Here is a 20,683-nt window from a genome sequence, read left to right as displayed (position 1 = left end):
CCACGAACACAAGACGGTAACGGAACCCGGGCCGTCTGGAAAGCCCGCCGAGAGGGACATGTCCCCCTGTCACCATTTGCCGTAGACAGCCTCCGAGTTGGCACTGATCTCCGAGCAAAGTTTCCCAAGGTCGGAGCCGAGAAATTCAGCCATGAAACGCACGGTGTGAGCCGCAGCGAACGGAGCGTTCGGCCGGCCCCGGAATGGGTGCGGGGTGAGGTACGGCGCGTCGGTCTCCAGCAGGATCCTGTCGCGGGACGTCTCGGTGAGCGCCGCCCGCAGCTCGTCGTTCGGCTTGAAGGTGACGGGCCCGGCGAAGGAGAGGTACCAGCCGTGCTCGGCGCACACCCGCGCCATCTCGGCGTCGCCCGAGAAGCAGTGGAAGACGGTGCGTTCGGGCGCGCCGTCCGCCAGGAGGACCTCGATGACCTGGGCGTGGGCGTCACGGTCATGGATCTGCAGGGCGAGGTCGAGCTCCTTGGCGAGGGCGATGTGCGCCCGGAAGGACTCGCGCTGAGCCTCCTCACCCCGAGGACCGGTCCGGAACAGGTCCATGCCCGTCTCACCGATCGCGCGGATCCGTTCGTGAGCTCGGGCAAGATCCGCGACCTCGGCGATCGCATCGTCGAGGGACGCCGCGTGGCGCGGCTCCGGCTCGGGTTCCAGCCCGTCGGGCCCCACCTCGTCGATGCCGGCGTGCAGGGTGGCCTCGTTGGGGTGGATCGCGACGGCCCCGAGCACGCGGTCGCGCTCGGCCACGTCATCCTGCGTGGTGGAAGCCGTCCCGCCGAGCACGGTGTAGTCGACTCCGGGCCGGGCCGGGGCCGCGGACAGGAGGGACGCCGTCCAGCGTGCCGACTCCAGGTCGCAGCCGACCTGCACCACGCGGTCCACCCCCGCGGCCGCAGCGCGGGCGAGGTGCTCGGTGGGTGTCGGTGCGGGCATGTCGCTCGGCAGCACAGCGCCGATGTGGTCCAGGTGGGTGTGGTTGTCGACGACGGGTACGGGCAGCGGTTCGGGATCTGCGGGAAAGCCCCGCTCGCGCTTGCGGGCCATCAGTTCTCCTCGCTCTACGGTGCCCGCAAGGCCGTCGGCCCCATGGGTCTCGTTCGGCACAAGACTTCGTCCTGCGCCATGGTTGTCCGGTGTCGCCGGTGGTCCGGATCTACGACCTACCAGTGCGTCCCCCTATGGGCCGTCCGGCGCCCCAGGGGTCCGATCCGCGGCCGTCCGGCATCGCAGGTCACCTGACACGAGCCGTTCGGTGCCGCGGCGTCGCATACGCCGCGGCACCGGATGGTCAGGCCGCGCCCGCGCCGCCGAAGCGTTCCACGTACGCGGCGACGTCGTCGTCGGTCAGCTTCGCGAAGAGGACGGGCGGGACGGTCACGGAGACGCCGGCCGGAACCGCGTCGAGCGCGCGTGCCCGCTCGGGAGTGACCCAGGTGGCCCCGTCCTCGACACCGAACACGCCGCGCAGAGCCGCCGCCGTGGTGGGGACGAACGGCTCGGACACCACCGCGTAGAGACGGATCAGGTTCATCGCCGTCCGCAGCGAGAGTGCCGCCGCGTCCGGGTCGGTCTTGACCTGCTTCCAGGGCTCCTTCTCGACCAGGTACGCGTTGCCGGCCGACCACAGCGCACGAAGAGCGGAGGCCGCCTTGCGGTATTCGAGCGCCTCCATGTGCTCCTCGAGCTCGGCGAGCAGCCTGACGACCTCGGCGCCGAGCTTCTCCTCGGCCTCGCCCGGGGTGCCGCCGGCCGGGACCGTGTCACCGAACTTCTTGACCGAGAACGTCAGCACGCGGTTGACGAAGTTGCCGAGGGTGTCGGCCAGGTCCTTGTTGACCGTGGAGGCGAAGTGCTCCCACGTGAACGAGGAGTCGTCGGACTCGGGCGCGTTGGCGATCAGGAAGTACCGCCAGTAGTCACTGGGCAGGATCTCCAGTGCGGCGTCGGTGAAGATGCCGCGCTGCTGCGACGTGGAGAACTTGCCGCCGTAGTACGTGAGCCACGAGAAGCCCTTGACGTAGTCCGTCATGGTCCACGGCTCGCGCACACCGAGCTGGGTGGCGGGGAACATCACCGTGTGGAATGGGACGTTGTCCTTGGCCATGAACTGCGTGTAGCGCACATCGTCGGCCTCGTACCACCAGGACTTCCAGTCCCGGGTCTCGCCGTCGGCCGCGGCGTCGGACCACTCCTTGGTGGCGCCGATGTACTCGATCGGGGCGTCGAACCAGACGTAGAAGACCTTGCCGTCGGCCGCCAGCTCGGGCCAGGTGTCGGCCGGGACGGGGACACCCCAGTCCAGGTCGCGCGTGATCGCACGGTCCTGCAGGCCCTCGGCGAGCCACTTGCGGGCGATCGATGTCGACAGCAGCGGCCACTCCTTGCTGTGCTCGTCCAGCCACGCCTCGACCTCGCCCTGAAGCTTCGACTGCAGGAGGAAGAGGTGCGTGGTCTCGCGGATCTCCAGGTCCGTGGAGCCGCTGATCGCCGAACGCGGGTTGATCAGGTCCGTCGGGTCCAGGACGCGCGTGCAGTTCTCGCACTGGTCGCCGCGTGCCTTGTCGTAGCCGCAGTGGGGGCAGGTGCCCTCGACGTAGCGGTCCGGCAGGAAGCGACCGTCCTCCGGCGAGTACACCTGGCGGATGGCCCGCTCCTCGATGAACCCGTTCTCGTGCAGCTTGCGGGCGAAGTGCTGGGTGATCTCCGCGTTCTGCGCGGACGAGCTGCGGCCGAAGTAGTCGAACTGCAGGTTGAAGCCCTCGTAGATGGCCTTCTGCGTGTCGTGCGCCTGGGCGCAGAACTCCGCGACCGGCATGCCGGCCTTGGCCGCGGCCAGCTCGGCGGGCGTGCCGTGCTCGTCGGTGGCGCAGATGTACAGGACGTCATGGCCGCGCTGGCGGAGGTACCGGGAGTACACGTCCGCCGGGAGCATCGAGCCGACCATGTTCCCCAGATGCTTGACGCCGTTGATGTACGGAAGCGCACTGGTCACAAGGTGGCGAGCCATCGCTGGAAGCTCCAATTCGTTCAGGCGGGACAGCCGGAATCGGCCTCGCCCATCCTATGGCCTGCGCCGCCCGGACCCCGCCGGTTTTCCACAGGCGGGACGGCGCCCACGAAGACATGACAGGTCAATGCCTGCCGGGCACACGAGACCACGGCATCGTTGCTGCGCGTCACGGATCGGGCACCAGCATCAGGGCAACAGTGAGCGAGGTCGCTCACCGGTCACTGCTCCGCCGGGGGGAGCACGTACAAGTCCTACGCGCCCGGAGGTGTTGTTCCATATCTGGCGAGCGCCACGGCCCGGCCGCACACCCTCAGAGGAACGACCACCGCGTCCGCACCCGCAGCTCGGCGAAGTGGGACTCCCACTCCTGCCGGCACTCCTGGGGCAGGTTGAGCACCGGCCACATCCGGACGAGGACCTCCTTGTTCAGCAACTCCCGCTGATCGCGGACGGTGCCGTCGCGCACGGTGACGGAGTACAGGTCCCAGAGCTGGGACTCGTCCTCGACGTCGAACGACATGAATCTGGTCCCCGTGATGTGGGACCCGGCCTTGACGGTGCCCGACGCCGGCCCGGCGAGCTCGTCCAGCGAGCCCGGGCGCGCGTAGGGGGATTCGTAGGAGAAGCCCGCTGCTGCCAGGGAATATCCGGGGTGACCATCCATGGTCCGACGCTAGGACGGTACGCGTGGATTACCTACGTATGGCTGTGATAAAACTTCACCCATACTTCACAAGGACTGACCGGTATCGCGCAAAAAACGCGCGACCTAGCTGGTCAAGCGGCCTTTGCAGACCATCGCCGCAGCAGGTGCCGAGAACCACCGCGGCGCCCACCGGCGCACCCGGAGGCTCACCGCGCGTCCAGGGCCGCGGCGTACAGCTCGCGCTTCGGCACCCCGGCCGCCTCGGCGACCTCCGCCACCACCGTCTTGAGCCGCTCACCGCCCGCCACCCGGTCCAGGACCTCGCCGACGACGTCGTCCACGCTCGCGGGGGGCGCGGGCGGCGCCCCCGCCACCACCACGCAGATCTCGCCGCGCAGGTGCTCCTCCGAGGCTCGCGCGGCGAGTTCGCCCAGTCCGCCACGCAGCACCTCCTCATAGGTCTTGGTGAGCTCCCGGCAGACCGCCCCGTGCCGGTCGTCGCCGAAGGCCTGCGCCATGGCTGCGAGCGTCTCGGCGATCCGGTGCGGCGCCTCGAAGAAGACCATGGTGCGTGGCTCGGTCGCCAGGGCGACCAGGCTGCGGGCCCGCTCTCCCGGCTTGCGCGGCGGGAAGCCCTCGAAGGTGAAACGGTCCGTCGGAAGGCCGGACAGGGCCAGCGCGGTCAGCACGGCCGAGGGCCCGGGGGCGGCCGTGACGCGCAGTCCGCGCTCGACGGCACGCGTGACCACCCGGTAGCCGGGGTCACTCACGGACGGCATGCCGGCGTCCGTCACCACGGCGACGGTGCCGCCGGATGCGACGGTGTCGAGCAGCTCGTCGGCGCGGGCGGTCTCGTTGTGCTCGTGGTAGCTCACGACACGGCCGCCGACCGTCACTCCCAGCCGGGCGGCGAGGGCATGCAGGCGGCGGGTGTCCTCGGCGGCGACGATGTCGGCGTCGGCCAGGAGCCGCAGCAGGTGGCCGGAGGCGTCGTCGGAGTTGCCGATCGGGGTGGCCGCGAGGACGAGAGCGCCGCCGTCCGGCGTCGTACCGCGCGGACCTGTCGAAGTTGTCACGGTTCCCACGATCCCACGCCCTATGCTGGCCCGGTGCCCCAGCACAACGTGAACAGGGATCCGCAGGACGTTCCCGCCGAGACGACCGACGCCCCGCCCACCGACACCCCGTCCGCCCACGCCCCGCCCGCAGGCACCACACCCGGGACGACGGCGGAGGTGGCTCTCCTCGCTGCGCCGGTCGGCGACGCCCGGACCACGCGTGAGCGCCTGCTGACCGATCTGCTCGGCGCCCGCCGCCTCCGTCTGGGCGCGACGTTCCGGGATCGCTTCTGGGGCTGGGCCGGGACGCTGGCCGTCGTCCTCGTCGCGGCCGTCGCGCGGCTGTGGGATCTGGGGCGGCCGGCGAAGCTTGTCTTCGACGAGACGTACTACGTCAAGGAGGGCTGGTCGCTGGCGAGCCTCGGGTACGAGGCCGCCTGGCCCGAGGACCCGAACGCCGCGTTCGAGGCGGGAGACGTCACCTCCTACCTGACGGACAAGGCCGAGTACGTGGTCCATCCCCCGGTCGGCAAGTGGATGATCGCCCTCGGGATGCGGCTGGCCGGCGGCGCGACCGAGTCGTGGCAGTGGCGGGTCGCGAGCGCGGTGATCGGCATCGTCGCGGTGCTGCTGATCGTGCGGATCGCGCGGCGGCTGTTCGCCTCCTCGACGCTCGGGGTGCTGGCGGGCCTGTTGTTCGCCGTCGACGGCGAGGCGATCGTGCACTCACGCACGGGCCTGCTGGACCAGTTCCTCATGTTCTGGGTGCTGGTGGCGTTCGGCTGCCTCCTGATGGACCGCGAGTGGGGGCGACGGCGGCTGGCCGAACGGGTGTCGCACCTCGTGGACGCGGGGAACGACGTGGGCCTGTACGCACCGTGGATCGGGTTCCGGTGGTGGCGGCTCGCGGCCGCGGTCTCGCTCGGGCTGGCGTGCGGGGTGAAGTGGTCCGGGCTGTGGTTCGTGGCAGCGTTCGGGCTGCTCGTCGTCTTCTGGGACCTGGGGGCGCGGCGTACCGCGGGAATCCGGCGGTGGTGGGAGGACGCGATCCTGTCCGACGTCATGCCCACCCTGCTGATCATGCTGCCCACCGTCGTGGTCGTGTACGTCGCCACGTGGACCGGCTGGTTCGCCAGCCGCATGTCGTACATGCGCGACTGGGCCGCCGCGAACGGGCACGAGGCGCCCGGGTGGTGGCCGGGCCAGGCCGACGGCGTCTGGCTGGCCGGACGGTCGCTCGGGCAGTACCACCGGCAGATGTGGGACTTCCACACGTCGCTCGACTCCGAGCACAACTACGCGGCGCACCCGCTGGGGTGGATCGTGCAGTCGCGGCCGACGTCGTTCTTCTGGGAGAAGTACTCCCCCGGCCAGGGGCCGTGCCCGGCGAGCGCGACGCATGACTGCGCCACGGCCGTGACGTCGCTGGGCAACCCGATCATCTGGTGGCTCGGCGCGGTCGCGCTCCTCGTCTCGCTGGTGCTCGCGATCATGCAGCGGGACTGGCGGGCGTCCGGCCCGCTGACCGGGGTCGCGGCGGGCTGGCTGCCGTGGTTCTTGTACTCCTCCCCGATCGCCGAACTCCTCGGCGGGGTGGACCGGACCATCTTCACCTTCTACACGATCGCGTTCGCGCCGTTCCTGATCCTGGTCATCGTGCACGTGGTCGCGGCACTGCTGGACCTGACCGAGGACGACCCGCCCGCGCGGCGGGCGGTCGGCTGGGTGACGGGAGCTGTGGCGGCGGTGATCGTGGGGGTGAGCGTGCTTTTTTACCCGATCTGGACCGCTATGCCGGTTTCGTACGACTACTGGCATAGCCTGATGTGGCTGCCGAGCTGGATCTGACCTGCTCATCGGGGCTACCGAACAGGGTCTCGGCGGTGGCAGGCTAGGTACATGGACGACATTCGGCCCCAGACCAGCCGCTTCGTGACAAGCAGGCCCAGGCGGGCGCTCGTCGTGGTGGACGTGCAGCCCACGTTCTGCGAGGGCGGCGAGCTCGGCGTCGAGGGCGGCAACGCCGTGGCGGACCGCGTGGCCACCTACATCAAGGAGCATCGCGACCGCTACGACGTCATTCTGACGACCCAGGACTGGCACATCGACCCGGGCGAGCACTTCAGCGACGCGCCGGACTTCGTCGACTCGTGGCCGACGCACGGGGTCGCGGACACGCCGAGCGCGATGCTCCACCCCGCACTCGCCGACATCGACGCCGATGCCTCCGTGAAGAAGGGCCAGTACGGCCACGGCTACTCCGGCTTCGACGGCGTCGACGACGCCGGGCGCTCGCTCGAGACCATCCTGACCGACGCGGGTATCGGCGCGATCGACGTGGTGGGCCTGGCCGAGTCGCACTGCGTGAAGCACACGGCGCTGGACGCGCGCCGCAACGGCCTGGCGACGCGCGTGATCACCGACCTCACGGCACCGGTGTCGGCCGGGCAGGGCGAGCAGGCGCGGGCGGAGATGCGGGACGCGGGCGTGGTGCTGTTGTCGACCGCGGATTTGTAAAGACTGCTTCCAGTATTCGGCGCTATGCTCGCCGCCTATGACGGCCAACGACGTCGCCGCGGCGATCACTCCAGCCCCTGTCCGCATCGAACCAGGCTCCGGCGTGGTGAACCTCGAACGGGTCCGGATGATCGTCCCGGACGTCGTACCGGGCACCGACGACGCGGCCGGTCCCGGCCTGCACGCCCTCGCCGCCGAGTTGCTCGAGCCGGCCGGCCTCACACTCGTGGAGGCCCCGCAGGCCGGACCACCCGCCGGCACGCCGCTCGAGTTGCGCGTCGACCCCTCCGCCGGACCGGAGGCGTCGTCGAACCCCGAGCGGTACACGCTGTCCGTGACCCCCGACGGCGTCGTCGTGGGCGCGCCCGAGCGTTCCGGTCTGCTCCACGGCCTACGGAGCCTGCGCCAGCTCGCCGACGCCGCCCAGGCGGCCGGGCGTCCCGGCGAGGTGGCCACCGTCGTCGTGCACGACGAGCCGCGGTACGCGTGGCGGGGGCTGTCCCTCGACATCGCCCGGCACTTCTTCGGGCCGGCGGACCTGCGTGCCGTCGTCGACCTGATCGCGCGGTACAAGATGAACCGTCTCGGGCTGCACCTCACCGACGACCAGGGCTGGCGCCTGGAGATCCCGTCCCGGCCGGAGCTCGTGACGCGGTCCTCGGCCGGTGCCGTGAACGGCGACCCGGGCGGATACCTCGGCGTGGACGACTACGCGGACCTTCAGGAGTACGCGGCGGCGCGCGGGATCGTCGTGGTCCCCGAGATCGATCTGCCCGGCCACGTCAACGCCGCCACGCACGCCTACGGCGAGCTGACCCCGGACGGACGACCGACCGACACCTACGAGGGGATCGACGTCGGATTCTCCCGTCTCCACCTCGATCTGCCGGCCACGGAACCGTTCCTGCGGGACGTCCTGGGCGACGTCGCACGGATGACCCACGGCGAGTGGGTGCACTTCGGCGGCGACGAGGTCCACCGGATGGAGACCACGGAGTACCTGGGGTTCGTCGAACTGTGCCAGGAGATCGTGACCGCCTCCGGGAAGACGCCGGCGGCCTGGCAGGAGGCGGCCGGAGCAGGGCACGGGGACGCCGGCGTGGCCGCGGCAGCCCTGGCGGCCGCCACGGTCGGCGCCGCGGCGGCGGGAACACCGGCCGGGTCGGCGGCGGGCACGGCCACGACCGCGTCCGCGGCCGGGGCGTCCGCGACGGGCCGGTCGGCAGCCGTCCCGGCCGGGACGACGCCGGCCCCGGGCCCCGGCACGGGCTCGCCCGTGCACCCCGGGACCGTCCTGCACTACTGGGACACGCGCGCGGAGGCCGACGCGTTCGTGCGCGCCGCCGAGGCCGGCGGCAGGTTCGTCATGGCCCCGGCATCGCGCACCTACCTGGACATGAAGTACACGCCCGAGCACCCGCTGGGCCTGGACTGGGCGGGCTGCGTCGAGCTGCGTGACTCCTACGAGTGGGACCCGGACGCGATGATCCAGGGGCTGCCCGCCGAGGCGGTCGACGGCGTGTCCGCGTGCGTGTGGACCGAGACGCTGGTGACGCGCGACCACTTGTTCTCGATGCTGCTGCCCCGGCTCGCGGCCGTGGCCGAGGCGGCGTGGACGCCGCAGGAGGGCAAGGACTGGCAGGTGTTCCGGCGGCGGATCGCCGTCGAGGCCGGCGCCTGGCGTCGCGACGGGGCGGCGTACCACCCCACACCGCAGGTGGAGTGGTAGCCGGAACCGTCGCGGCCTCAGCCGACCGTGATCAGGAGGGGCTGCACCGGGACCGAGGGCGGGAGGGCGCCCGCCGGCGGCCCGGCCCAGCCGGCGTCGGTACGCGCCGGGAGCTCGGAGGCGACGTCGGACCACACGAGACCGTCCGTGGGCATGCCGTGGGCCGGACCCGCCGCCGCGAACACCGTGGCCACCTCCGGGCGCGGGTGCAGCGCGCCCCGGTCCACGACGGACGACGCCCGCGACTGATGGACGACGACCATCGTCTGGGGCAGCCCGTGCTCGGCGACGATCCCGGCCACCCGGTCCACCACGGCCTGCAGTTCCGTGACCGCGACCTGTCCCTCGATCTCGGCGCCGTTGCCCGCCACCCGGAACTCGGGATGCAGCGCGACACCGACCCCGGGCATGCTGAGCAGCGGCTCGAGCCTGTCGAGCGGGCCAGCCAACGGCAGGTTTCCCGGGACGACGTCGAGCAGCACGACGATCCCCTCCTTGCGGAGGGCGGTCACCGCCGCCGTCAGGTCCTCGATCGGCATCGGGTCGGCGTAGTCGCCGTCCTCGCCGGGCCCCGGCGACTTCACGCTCGCGCGCACGGCGACCACCGGCACGCCGCCGTAGGCGTCCGCCACCGCGTGCGCCTCGGCGGCTGCCGCGGCGGTCTCGGCGGGATCCGCCCCGGCCGGAACGGTGAACGGGATCGCGACGTAGGTCTCTCCGGCCAGGCGCTGCGTGCCGTGCGGGTAGGTGACCCCTCGACGCGCGGCATCGACCTGCCACGCCAGCCGGTCGCTGTCGGTGAAGCCGGGCCCGATGGCGACGACGCCGAGCGGGTCGGCGGTGGTGAGCCGGCTGATCACGTCCTTGCGCGCGCCGGGGTCACCGCCCGGGACGACGAGCGGGACGGCGCCCGCGGCCCGCGCGGTCCCGATGGCGGCCTCCTGACCGTCCGCCGGATCGATCAGGAGCATGACCTCCGAGAGCTGGTCCGGTTCCTCCACGGCGGGGACCTGGTCACGCAGGGACCGGAGCCTCGTCGGGTCGATCATCCCGGCCTCGGGAAGCGTGATCTCCGCCCCGACCGCCGACGACTTCCTGTCGACGCCCGTTCCGACGGACGCACCCTTCCCGCCACCGTTCACGGACTCGACGGCGTCCTCCGCCGCCTCGTTGACGGCGTCCGGGTCGAAGCGGACGACGTCGAGGCCTCCGGCCAGCTCGGTCGCGTCCGAGACCTCCTCCTCGTCACCGACGACGACGATCGACTCGGCACCCAGCCGCTCCAGTTCCTTGAGCAGTCCGGCGTCGTCGATGACGCCGCCGTTGAGCAGCACGGGAGCGGCGAGCGCCTCGCCGGTCGCGCCCGCGGTCATGCGGTCGCGTGCATCGCCGGCGCCGGCGAGCACGACCACGGGCGAGTGGTCGAAGAGTGCCTGGCTGGCGTGGAGGGCGAGTTCGGCGGAGTCGTCGGAGACGAGTGTGAGGACGCCGCCCTCGGGTGCGCGCACCGCGGCGGGAGCCTCGGCCGAGACGTCGGTGCCCTCGGCGGCAGGAACCGAGCAGCCGGTGAGTGAGCTTGCCGTCAGAACGGTGACCAGGGCGGAGGCCGCGATGCGAGTAGTGACGAATCGGGCTTTCCGGTGATCCACGCGACACATCTTCGCGCACTCCACGCCAAGCTGGTCCCCAGGTAGGTGAATTGTGAGTGAAAGTTCGCGCGGATCGACCGGTTCGGGCCTCAGCGCCGCAGGGTCAGGTGGGTGACCTCAGGCGTGTGCCGGACGACGGACTCCGAGAACTCGATCGGCGGGACGCCGTCGAACACGCGAGTTCCCTCCCCGAGGGTGAACGGGACCACGTGCAGGCGGAGCTCGTCGACATAGCCCGCGGCGAGGTACTCGTTCAGGGTGGTGGCGCCTCCCGCGATCGAGACGTTCCGGTCCCCGGCGGCGGCACGTGCACCGGCGAGGGCTGACTCGATCCCGCCGGTGACGAAGTGGAAGGTGGTGCCGACCATCTCCAGCGGCTCGCGCTCGTGATGGGTCAGGACGAACACCGGTGCGTGGTAGGGCGGTTCCTCACCCCACCAGCCCCTCCAGCCGAGGTCCCACTCCCCTCGCCCCGGTGTGAACATGTTGCGGCCCATGATGAACGCCCCGGCGTCGAGGATCGCGTCGACCTCGGCACGGTGATCGTCACCGTGCTCGAACATCCAGGTGTGCAGCCGCTCGCCGGCGAGCTTGCCGAACGGGTGGTCGAGCGACTGGTCGTGCCCGGAGGAGATGAGGTCTGCGGACACTGCCATGTCTGCGGTGATGATTCCCATGGAAGGTCTGACGACCGCCGCTGCGGGGACTCATCGGCGAATCCCGCGGAGGATCGATCCCACCCGCTGCTCGCGGTGGCATGGCGCATCCGTCGCCGAGGTACCGCCCGGCGTCGTGCGGCCGGGCACCGAGGTGTCACCCGGGCCTACGCTGAGCCCGGTCGGGAGAGGTCGTCAGGACGTCGCGAGGAGAGGATGCGCAGATGAGCACCACCGAGCAGGCAGAGGTTGTCGTCGTCGGGCTGGGAGTCGGCGGGGAGGCCGTCGGGGGAGCGCTCGCGAAGGCGGGCGTGGACGTGGTGGGCATCGAGGCGGAGCTGGTGGGTGGTGAGTGTCCCTACTGGGGCTGCATCCCGTCCAAGATGATGATCCGCGCCGGCAACCTGCTCGCGGAGGCCCGGCGCGTTCCCGGGACCGCCGGGGAGGCGTCGGTGACGCCGGACTGGGCTCCCGTGGCCCGGCGGATCCGCGAGGAGGCCACCGCCGACTGGGACGACGCGATCGCCGTCGACCGGTTCACCGCGGCCGGCGGGCGGTTCGTCCGGGGCCGGGCGGAGATCCTCGGACCGGACCGTGTGCGGGTCGGCGAGTCCGAGTACGTGGCGTCCCGTGGCCTGGTGGTCGCCACGGGTACGGAGCCGGTGGCCCCGCCGATCGACGGGCTCTCCGAGACGCCGTTCTGGACCAACCGCGACGTGATCAGGGCCGAGACACTTCCCGAGTCCCTGCTCGTGCTCGGCGGCGGTGCGATCGGCCTGGAGATCGCGCAGATCTACGCGCGTTTCGGCGTGAGGGTCACGGTGGTCGAGGCCGCGCCCCGCATCCTGCCGATGGAGGAGCCCGAGGCGTCCGAGCTGATCGGGGGCGTCCTGGAGGCCGAGGGCCTGACCGTGCACGCGGGCACCCCGGTCACGCACGTCTCGTACGACGACGGCCGGGGGTTCACCGTCACCGCCGACGGCCTGCCGGGCGAGCTGCACGCCGAGAAGCTGCTGGTGGCCACCGGCCGGCGACCGCGCCTGACACCCGGGACCCGCGCGGTGCTCGGCGCCGCACCCGACGGGGACCTGGTCGACGACCGGCTCCGGGTGGCCGAGCGCGTGTGGGCGATCGGCGATGTCGCCGGCAAGGGCGCGTTCACCCACGTGGCCACGTATCATGCCGAGATCGTGGTGCGGGAGATCCTGGGCCAGGCCGGACCGGCCGCCGACCATCATGCGCTTCCCCGCGTGACCTTCACCGATCCGGAGGTCGGCGCGGTCGGCCTGACGGAGTCCGCCGCTCGCGAGGCGGGACTCACTGTCGCGACCGGCATCCAGCAGGTCCCGTCCACCACCCGGGGCTGGATCCACGGGACGGGCAACGAGGGCTTCATCAAGCTGGTCGCCGACGCCGACGCCGGGTACCTGGTCGGCGCGACGTCCGCCGGCCCGCACGGCGGTGAGGTCCTGGGTGCGCTGGCGGTCGCGGTGCACGCGCGTGTCCCGATCAGCCGGCTGGAGTCCATGATCTACGCCTACCCGACCTTCCACCGGGGCATCCAGGATGCTCTGAGGGACCTGCGGTCGGCCGACTGAGCCGACGCCGGGCGGTCGCCGACGTCCGGCGGCCGTCACGGCCGGGTACGTCACGGCCCGGAGGCCGACGTCACAAGACCGTAAGGGCTCGCGCCGGAGAGAACGCCGATTCCGGGCGCACACTGGTCGCATGCGACGGATACTCGCCCCCTTGATCGCCGGCGTCCTGCTCCTCGCCGGCTGCGCCGCCGGCGACACCACTGGTACGGAGACCGGGGACACCGCCGGCTCAAGCGTGCAGGCCGGCACCGGCACGGAGTTGGGCGGCGCCGCCACCTGGGACTTCTCCGCCGAGACGCTCGAAGGCGGGACCTTCGACGGCGCCTCCGTCGCCGGCACGCCCACCGTGATCTGGTTCTGGGCGCCGTGGTGCCCCACCTGCCGGTCGCAGATCCCGACCGTGACCCGGCTCGCGGAGGAGTACGACGGCGAGGTCGAGTTCATCGGGGCCGGGAGCCTCGCCTCCGACGCCGAGATCCGTGAACTGGCCGAGACGATCCCGCACGTCACCCACTTGATCGACGTCGACGGCACGGTGTGGACGAAGTTCGGTGTCACCGCGCAGTCGACCTTCGCCGTGATCGACGAGAACGGCGACGTCGTCGCGGACGGCTATCTCGACACGGGCGCTCTCGAGGACGCCGTCGCGGACGTGGCCGGCTGACATGCCCAGCGCTGACGCCTTCGCCCTGGCCTTCGGTGCGGGAGTCGTGGCGGCGGTCAATCCCTGCGGGTTCGCACTGCTTCCCGCGTATCTCTCGCTCTTCGTCCTCGGTGAACGGCGGTCACGACCTGCGGCCGTCGGACGCGCGCTGCGGGCCACGCTCGCGCTGACGCTGGGGTTCGCCGGGGTGTTCCTCGTGTTCGGGCTCGCCGTGGCTCCCGTCGCCGCCGCCGTGCAGGCCTACCTCCCCGCGTTCACCGTGGTGCTCGGGCTGGCCGTCGCTGCGGCGGGCGGCTGGCTGCTGGCGGGACGCAGCCTGCCGTCGTTCAGCCTCGGGCGCCGCACGGGCAGGACGGGGGCGCCGACGGCGGAGTTCGGCTCGATGGCCGGGTTCGGCGCTTCGTACGCGATCGCCTCGCTGGGGTGCACCGTCGCTCCCTTCCTGGCCGTGGTGGTCACGGCGTTCCGGGTCGACTCCCCGCCGGCCGGCGTGCTGTTGTTCCTCACCTACGCCGGCGCGATGGGCCTCATGGTGGGTACGGCCGCCGTGGGGGTCGCCCTGGCCCGGGACGGCCTCGTCACCCGGGTGCGCCGGGCGGGCGGATGGCTCCCGAGGGCCGGTGGCGCGCTCCTGCTGCTCTCGGGCCTGTATGTGTCCTGGTACGGCTTCTGGGAACTGCGTGTGCTGCACGGTGGTGCGGGGACGGACCCGGTGGTGGAGGCCGCCGCGGCCCTCCAGCGCTTCTTCTCCGGGATCGCTCCGTGGATCGCCTGGGCGGGAGCAGGGCTCGCCGTGACCGCCGTCGCCGTCCTCGCGGTCCGCCGTGTCCGCGGCCGCTCGCGGCCCGGCCTCCACCAAGAGTCGTAAAGCCGATCTCCGACCTCCGCCGGTCACCGCCCTGACCGAGCGGGAGACGGACGGTGGTGTGGGCCTACCGCCACGGACCGGCCGAGCCGTGACGAGCCCGCCGCCCGCATGTGCGGACGGCGGGCTCGGAGGGGCAGGGTGCCACGAGCCGGTGGCGCTCGTGTCCGGCTCATCACCGGACACGAGCGCCACCGGCTCAGGGCCGGGTCACGGGAACTCGACCACCTTCGAGGGGACCGTGTCGGTGCCCGACGTCGGGCCGCCGGTGTCGTTGATGACGTGGGCGTACTGCCCCATGCCACCCAGGGAGATCACCTGGACGTGGTGGAACGACACGCCCGGGCGCACCGGTGTGGCGAACCCGTGGTCCTGCACGATGGTGGGGTCGGCCGTGTAGTTGCAGTAGGAGCCGAGCGCCCAGGCCTCGTGCGAGGTGACGTCGTCCGCCACCTTGTAGGCCGCGTAGCCGACGATCCCGTCGTGCGTGATCGCCGCCTCGTTCGGCGCGTCGTACGCCTTCTCGTTCTGCAGGAAGATCGTGCGGCCGCCGTTGCCGTTCCAGAGCACGTCGTACTTGTTGAAGTGCTCCACGAACAGGCCGGTCGCCAGGACGTCGTCGCCGTTCACGACGAACCCGTAGTCGGACCGGTTGGTCTCCCAGCCCACCCCGGCGCCGTGGTCCGCACGCCAGATCCAGGTGTGGTCCACGAGAACGTCGTCACTGTTCACGACGACGGCGTTGGTGGCCAGGCCGGGTCCGGCCCCGCCCACGCGGGCGAACACGTCCTGCACGGTGGTGCGGTCGGCGCTGTGGTCGGCGGATGCCCCGGGCTCACCGATCCGCAGGAGGTTCTCGGAGTTCTGCGGGCCGGCGTCGACGAGGAAGCTCGCCAGGCGCACGCCGTCGACGTCGGCGACGTGCATCGCGTCGACACCGCCCACCGGGACGAGCGTCGCGTAGCCGAGTCCGAGCACGACCGTGTCGGGGTTGTTCACCTCGATGGTCTGGTCGACCTGGTAGACCCCGGGCGTGATCAGCAGGTTGAGCCCCTGGGCGAGCGCCGCGTTCATGTCGGCGGCCGTGTCGCCCTCGCGCACCACGAAGAACTCGCTCAGCGGGATGGACTCGCCCCCGGTGTTCTGCGGCCAGGACACGCCGCGGCTTCCGGTCCGCTCGGCAGGGTTCCACACGGCGTACTCGTCGCCGTCGAGGTAGAGGAACGGCTTCTCCCGGGAGATCGGGGTGGTGTCGAGCGTGGTGTACGGCCCGTCGGCGAAGTTGGTGGCCGGTGCCCCCTCGACGCCGGTGAACGTCATGTTCCAGACCCCGTTGGTCCAGCCCCCGACGGCGGAGTCGCGGGTGAACCACTGCTGCTGCGAGTACGGCCCCACCTCTCCGTCGATCCGGCTGTCGGCGATGTACCCGCCGGACGCCCACCCGTAGCCGCTCGGCGCCAGGTTGAGCCCTCCGAGGACGTGAATCCTGCGGAACGGCGCTGCCTGCGCGACCGCCCAGCGGTCGGTGCCGCTGACCGGGTTGATCGAGAGGTTCTCGGCCGAGCGCCAGAAGTTCTGGGTCGCGTTGCCGTTGAACCAGCCCGCGTCCACGGTGACGTCGCCGTTGATCCGCACGTCGTCGGGGTTCAGGCCGAGCCCGGAGATCGAGGTGTAGAACCCGAGCTGCGCGTTGATGCCGTCGTACGTCCCGGGCTTGAGCAGGAACTGGTGGCGCTCGGTGCCGAACTGGTTCGACTCCATCTGGGCGAACACCTGGTCGAACTGCGCCTGGACGTCACCCGTCGACGGGTCCAGGACATGGACGTTCGGGCCGAGGTCGCCGCCGCCCTCCACCGGCGGCTGCCCGTCGTCGGTCAGGTGCACGGCGACCTCCCACAGGGACACGCCCCACTGCGTGGCGCGCTGCTCGCCCACGATCCGTACGTAGCGGCCCGAACCGGAGACGGCGTGGGACACGTCCCCGCCGGTCCCGTCCTCCACCCGCACAAGGGTGCTCCAGTCCGCGCCGTTGTCGGACACCTGGATCTCGTAGACGCTCGCGTATGCGGCCTCCCAGTTCAGGTCGACGCCGCAGACCTGCTGCGACGACCCGAGGTCGACCTGGACCCACTGCCCGTCGTCGAACGACGACGACCAGCGGGTTCCCGCGTCCCCGTCGAACGCGGCGGATGCCGCGAGGGCCGGGTTCTCGACGGACGACGCGGACGCGGGCCGGGACTCGGCCGCGTTCGTCCCGGAGCAGACGGCCGCTGCGGCACCGGTGGCTCCCGGGACCAGGAGAGCGGGTGCGGAGACCAGCGCGGCCGCCAGGGCGAGCGCGATCCCCCGTGATCTGTACCTCATGGCAACTCCTCGAGCCCGCAGCGCTGCGGGCCATTAGGTTACTTACCTGTCAGTTTGCAAACTGTAACGGAACTGCTCCACGAGCAACACCCCTGGTCGGAAACCTGACACCCGGTGCCCGCGCGACGATCCGGCAACGGTCGGCTCCCGTGGCTTGACCACAGGCCTGCAGGTTCCTACAGTTGCCTCGTTCTTGAAACGATTCATGGCCGTCATGCTCGGCCTGGCTCACCTCGATGAGGAGGTACCCACGTGCAGCCGGACACCCCATCGGCACCCCCGGCCCTGGAACTGGCCGGGGTCGCGAAGTCGTTCGGTTCCGTCGTCGCCCTGAAGTCGGCGGACCTGCGCGTCGAGAAGGGCTCGATCCACGCGTTGATCGGTGAGAACGGCGCGGGCAAGTCCACGCTCGTCAAGATCGTCGCGGGGCTCTACCGGCGCGACGACGGCACGCTGGCCCTCGACGGCGAGCCCGTCGACTTCCACACCACCGCGGAGTCCAAGGCCGCCGGCATCGCCGTCATCTACCAGGAGCCCACGCTCTTCCCCGACCTGTCGGTCACCGAGAACATCTTCATGGGCCGTCAGCCCACCCGCCGGTTCGGGCGGATCGACCGCCGGGCCATGCGGGAGGAAGCCTGCGCGCTCTTCGACCGGCTCGGCGTGCGGATCGACCCGGACCGGCCCACCGACGGCCTGTCGATCGCGGACCAGCAGATCATCGAGATCGCCAAGGCGATCTCCCTGGACGCCCGCGTCCTCATCATGGACGAGCCGACGGCGGCGCTCAGCGGCGTCGAGGTGGACCGGCTCTTCGCCGTCGCCCGCGCCCTGCGTGACGAGGGCCGCGCGCTGGTGTTCATCTCGCACCGCTTCGACGAGATCTTCGACCTGTGCGACACGGTCACGGTCATGCGCGACGGCGCCTACGTCGACACCCTGCCCGTCGCCGACACGACGGTGGACGGCCTCGTGCGGATGATGGTCGGCCGCGACGTGGCCGAACTGTTCCCCAAGCTCCCCGCCGAGATCGGCGACGACGTGCTCGTCGTCGACGGGCTCAGCCAGCCGGGCGTGTTCCACGACGTGTCGTTCACGGTCCGCGCCGGGGAGATCGTGGGCCTGGCGGGCCTGGTCGGCGCGGGACGGAGCGAGGTCGCACGCGCCGTGTTCGGCGTCGACCCCTACGCCTCCGGGTCGGTCCGGGTCGACGGCGAACCGCTGCCCCCGGGCAGCCCCCGCGCGGCGATCGGCCGCGGCCTCGCCCTCGTCCCCGAGGACCGGCGCAAGCAGGGCCTCGTGCTGGACCAGACCGTCGCGCGCAACGTCACCCTCGCCATCCGCGAGCGCCTGTCCCGCTGGGGGCTGGTCTGGGACGGCCTGGAGAACGCGGCGGCGCGCACGTGGGCGAGCCGGCTCGAGGTGAAGACCGCCGCGCTGGACGCGGAGACCGGGACCCTCAGCGGTGGCAACCAGCAGAAGGTGGTGCTCGGCAAGTGGCTGGCGTCCGATCCGAAGGTGCTGATCGTGGACGAGCCGACGCGCGGGATCGACGTCGGCACCAAGGCGGAGGTGCACCGGCTGCTGTCGCGGCTGGCGCAGCAAGGAGTGGCTGTCCTGATGATCTCGTCCGAACTGCCCGAGGTGCTCGGGATGGCCGATCGGGTACTCGTCATGCGTGAGGGGCGCCTGACCGGCGAGCTGGACCGCGCCGATGCCACGCCCGAGGCCGTGATGCACGCCGCGACCGCCGAGGAGGCCCTCCGATGACCGCCGGTACCGCACCCGCTCCCTCTCTCGTGGCGGGCGCCGCGCATCTGCTCAAGGCACGCGAGACCGGTATCGGGATCGCCCTCGTGGCCGTCGTCGTCGTGGCCACGGTGCTCAACCCGGCGTTCGTGTTCTCCTCCGACGGGTTCCGGGACCTGCTGCTGACGCCGTCGATCCTCATGGTGGTCGCGGTGGGGCAGGCGGCCGTGATCGTGACCCGGAACGTCGACCTGTCGGTCGGCTCCGTGGTCGGGCTCGTCGCGTATCTCACGGGAACGCTGCTGCGCGACGTGCCGGGGATCCCGATCGTCGTCGTGGTTCTCGCGGGCATCGGGTTCGGCGCGGCGCTCGGCCTGGTCAACGGGGCGCTCGTCGCCTACGCCAAGGTTCCGGCGCTCGTCATCACGCTGGGCACGATGTACGTGTACCGGGGCATCAACGTGGCGTGGACCGGGTCGGACCGGATCAACGCGTCCGACCTGCCGGGGGCCTTCCGGGCCCTGGGGACGGGGAAGCTGCTCGGCATACCGCTCCTGACGATCCTCGCGGTCGCCGTCCTGGTGGCCGCCGCCTGGTATCTGCGCAACCTGCGCGGCGGGCGGGAGCTGTACGCGATCGGGTCCGACCCCGCGGCGGCGCAGCTCTACGGCCTGCGCGTCACGCGGCGCGTGCTCGCGGCGTTCGTCGCCTGCGGAGCCCTCGCCGGGCTGGCGGGCGTGCTGTTCGCGGCACGGTACGGGACGGTCAGCTCGAACGCCGGGTTCGGCTGGGAGCTCCAGGCGATCGGCGCGGCGGTCATCGGCGGCGTCGCGATCTCGGGCGGCGTCGGCACCGTGTGGGGCGCGGCCCTCGGGGCCTATCTGCTGCTCACCATCAACCGCGCGCTGCCGATCATCGGCGTGGACGACTTCTGGCAGCGCGCCGTCGTCGGTGCGCTCATCATCGGCGCGATCGTGCTGGACCGGGTCCTCGCGGTGCGGCAGCACCGCCGGCTCGTCGGCCAGCGGGAAGCAGAACGGGAGGTTACGGCATGACCAGGGTCTCGACAGGCTCGACCGGCGAGGTCGCGGCCGGCACGGCCGGACAGTCGGCAGCCGGACAGGCGGCAGCCGGGCAGGGCATGGCCGCCGACGCCGCCGGCCGCGTGTACACGGCTCACTCCCGACCGCTGTGGCGGCGGGTTCTCCTGACGCGGGAGGCGTCGATCATCGGGCTGCTGCTCGCGGTCCTCGCGGTCGCCACGCTGACGGTGCCCAACTTCGACAGTCCCCTGACCACGACGTTCCTCCTGCGGGAGATCACACCCATTCTCCTGGTGGCGCTCCCGATGACGCTGGTCATCATCACCGAGGAGATCGACCTCTCGGTCGCCAGCGTCATCGGCCTGTCCAGCGTCGTCGTCGGCCTGTGCGTGCAGGCCGGGTGGCCGTTCCCGTCGGCGATGGCTCTGGCCGTGGCGGTCGGTGCCGTCGCGGGGGCGGTCAACGGCGCGCTGGTGACGTTCGTCGGGCTGCCGTCGCTCGCGGTCACGATCGGGACGCTGGCCCTGTTCCGCGGGATCGCGGTGGGCCTGCTGGGGACGACGGCGATCAGCGACCTGCCGGAGTTCTGGACCGGGCTGACCCGCCAGAACATCCCGGGGACACCGGTCCCGCTGGTCATGATCCTGTTCGTGGTGCTGGCACTGGCCTGCGCGGTGGTGCTGCACTTCACGCCCGTGGGCCGGTCGCTGTACGCGATCGGGCTCAACAAGGAGGCGGCGGCCTTCTCGGGGATCGACGTGGGGCTGACGAAGTTCTGGCTCTTCGTCACCTCCGGAGCGGTGTCCGGGTTCGCGGGCGTCTACTTCACCCTGCTGTACAGCAACGCCCGCGGAGACAACGCGATCGGGATGGAGCTGCAGGTCATCGCGGCAGTGCTGCTCGGCGGCGTGTCCATCTTCGGCGGCCGGGGCGCCCTGCACGGCGTGATCGCCGGCGTGCTGCTCATCGGCGTGCTGGGCAGCGCACTGCGGCTGTCGGGCGTGACGAGCGACCTCATCACGATCGTGACGGGCCTGCTGCTCATCGCGTCGGTCACGTCGGCGAGGGCGCTGACCTGGCTGCATCAACGGCGGGCCCGGCCCGGGCGCCGCTGAAGAACCTG

At 71.5% G+C, this 20,683-nt stretch carries 16 protein-coding genes; 9 read left to right on the top strand and 7 right to left on the bottom strand.

Translation table 11 applies throughout. The features are described from left to right. Positions 1-69 precede the first annotated feature (69 nt). The 4 genes from HGK34_RS04490 to rsmI all read right to left on the bottom strand — a co-directional run bounded on the left by HGK34_RS04490 (position 70) and on the right by rsmI (position 4,744). The gene (locus tag HGK34_RS04490; protein ID WP_201845380.1) at positions 70-1,056 is read right to left on the bottom strand and encodes a TatD family hydrolase; all 987 of its coding nucleotides are present in this window, start codon (positions 1,054-1,056) and stop codon (positions 70-72) included. 244 nt (positions 1,057-1,300) lie between these two features. Continuing rightward, positions 1,301-3,019, bottom strand: a complete 1,719-nt coding sequence (metG, locus tag HGK34_RS04485; protein ID WP_201845379.1) for a methionine--tRNA ligase — start codon at positions 3,017-3,019, stop codon at positions 1,301-1,303. Between the two features lie 313 nt (positions 3,020-3,332). Further along, the gene (locus tag HGK34_RS04480) at positions 3,333-3,686 is read right to left on the bottom strand and encodes a hypothetical protein (RefSeq protein WP_201845378.1); all 354 of its coding nucleotides are present in this window, start codon (positions 3,684-3,686) and stop codon (positions 3,333-3,335) included. A gap of 188 nt (positions 3,687-3,874) precedes the next feature. Continuing rightward, the gene (rsmI, locus tag HGK34_RS04475; RefSeq protein WP_201845377.1) at positions 3,875-4,744 is read right to left on the bottom strand and encodes a 16S rRNA (cytidine(1402)-2'-O)-methyltransferase; all 870 of its coding nucleotides are present in this window, start codon (positions 4,742-4,744) and stop codon (positions 3,875-3,877) included. Positions 4,745-4,777: 33 nt separating this feature from the next. Between rsmI and HGK34_RS04470 the strand changes: the two genes are divergently transcribed. The 3 genes from HGK34_RS04470 to HGK34_RS04460 are packed head-to-tail and all read left to right on the top strand — an operon-like array spanning position 4,778 to position 8,972. Then, positions 4,778-6,574 (top strand): dolichyl-phosphate-mannose--protein mannosyltransferase, encoded by a 1,797-nt coding sequence (locus HGK34_RS04470; protein WP_307815750.1) that lies wholly within the window; start codon positions 4,778-4,780, stop codon positions 6,572-6,574. 51 nt (positions 6,575-6,625) lie between these two features. Next, entirely contained in the window at positions 6,626-7,243 is a 618-nt protein-coding gene (locus tag HGK34_RS04465; protein ID WP_201845376.1) for an isochorismatase family protein, read from the top strand. Between the two features lie 37 nt (positions 7,244-7,280). Next, the gene (locus HGK34_RS04460) at positions 7,281-8,972 is read left to right on the top strand and encodes a family 20 glycosylhydrolase (protein ID WP_201845375.1); all 1,692 of its coding nucleotides are present in this window, start codon (positions 7,281-7,283) and stop codon (positions 8,970-8,972) included. 17 nt (positions 8,973-8,989) lie between these two features. Here the strand turns inward: HGK34_RS04460 and HGK34_RS04455 are convergent, their stop codons facing one another. Continuing rightward, positions 8,990-10,621 carry a hypothetical protein gene (locus tag HGK34_RS04455; RefSeq protein WP_201845374.1) on the bottom strand — a complete coding sequence of 544 codons (1,632 nt, stop codon included), beginning with the start codon at positions 10,619-10,621 and terminating at the stop codon, positions 8,990-8,992. Between the two features lie 89 nt (positions 10,622-10,710). Continuing rightward, positions 10,711-11,298, bottom strand: coding sequence for a dihydrofolate reductase family protein (locus tag HGK34_RS04450; RefSeq protein ID WP_201845373.1), 588 nt, complete (start codon positions 11,296-11,298; stop codon positions 10,711-10,713). A gap of 203 nt (positions 11,299-11,501) precedes the next feature. On the opposite strand from HGK34_RS04450, the gene HGK34_RS23130 reads away from it, so the two are divergent. The 3 genes from HGK34_RS23130 to HGK34_RS04435 all read left to right on the top strand — a co-directional run bounded on the left by HGK34_RS23130 (position 11,502) and on the right by HGK34_RS04435 (position 14,407). Then, a complete protein-coding gene (locus tag HGK34_RS23130; RefSeq protein ID WP_201845372.1) occupies positions 11,502-12,875 on the top strand; it encodes a dihydrolipoyl dehydrogenase family protein in 1,374 nt (457 codons plus the stop codon). Between the two features lie 130 nt (positions 12,876-13,005). After that, positions 13,006-13,539 carry a TlpA family protein disulfide reductase gene (locus HGK34_RS04440; protein WP_201845371.1) on the top strand — a complete coding sequence of 178 codons (534 nt, stop codon included), beginning with the start codon at positions 13,006-13,008 and terminating at the stop codon, positions 13,537-13,539. Position 13,540: 1 nt separating this feature from the next. Then, positions 13,541-14,407 carry a cytochrome c biogenesis CcdA family protein gene (locus HGK34_RS04435; protein ID WP_201845370.1) on the top strand — a complete coding sequence of 289 codons (867 nt, stop codon included), beginning with the start codon at positions 13,541-13,543 and terminating at the stop codon, positions 14,405-14,407. A gap of 207 nt (positions 14,408-14,614) precedes the next feature. Here HGK34_RS04435 and HGK34_RS04430 read toward each other — a convergent pair whose 3' ends face one another. Continuing rightward, entirely contained in the window at positions 14,615-16,768 is a 2,154-nt protein-coding gene (locus tag HGK34_RS04430; RefSeq protein WP_201845369.1) for a discoidin domain-containing protein, read from the bottom strand. Between the two features lie 252 nt (positions 16,769-17,020). On the opposite strand from HGK34_RS04430, the gene HGK34_RS04425 reads away from it, so the two are divergent. The 3 genes from HGK34_RS04425 (at position 17,021) to HGK34_RS04415 (ending at position 20,675) form a co-directional block, all read left to right on the top strand. Further along, positions 17,021-18,538, top strand: a complete 1,518-nt coding sequence (locus HGK34_RS04425) for a sugar ABC transporter ATP-binding protein (protein ID WP_201845368.1) — start codon at positions 17,021-17,023, stop codon at positions 18,536-18,538. Continuing rightward, positions 18,535-19,572, top strand: a complete 1,038-nt coding sequence (locus HGK34_RS04420) for an ABC transporter permease (protein WP_201845367.1) — start codon at positions 18,535-18,537, stop codon at positions 19,570-19,572. The genes HGK34_RS04425 and HGK34_RS04420 overlap by 4 nt, the downstream gene beginning before the upstream one ends. Positions 19,573-19,658: 86 nt before the next feature. Continuing rightward, the gene (locus HGK34_RS04415) at positions 19,659-20,675 is read left to right on the top strand and encodes an ABC transporter permease (protein ID WP_201845475.1); all 1,017 of its coding nucleotides are present in this window, start codon (positions 19,659-19,661) and stop codon (positions 20,673-20,675) included. The last annotated feature ends 8 nt before the right edge of the window (positions 20,676-20,683 follow it).

It is taken from the genome of Myceligenerans indicum, from assembly GCF_016742955.1.
Taxonomy (GTDB): Bacteria; Actinomycetota; Actinomycetes; order Actinomycetales; family Cellulomonadaceae; genus Myceligenerans; species Myceligenerans indicum.
Note: the sequence above shows the minus strand (reverse complement) of the source record. Positions and strands in the feature narration are given on the sequence as shown.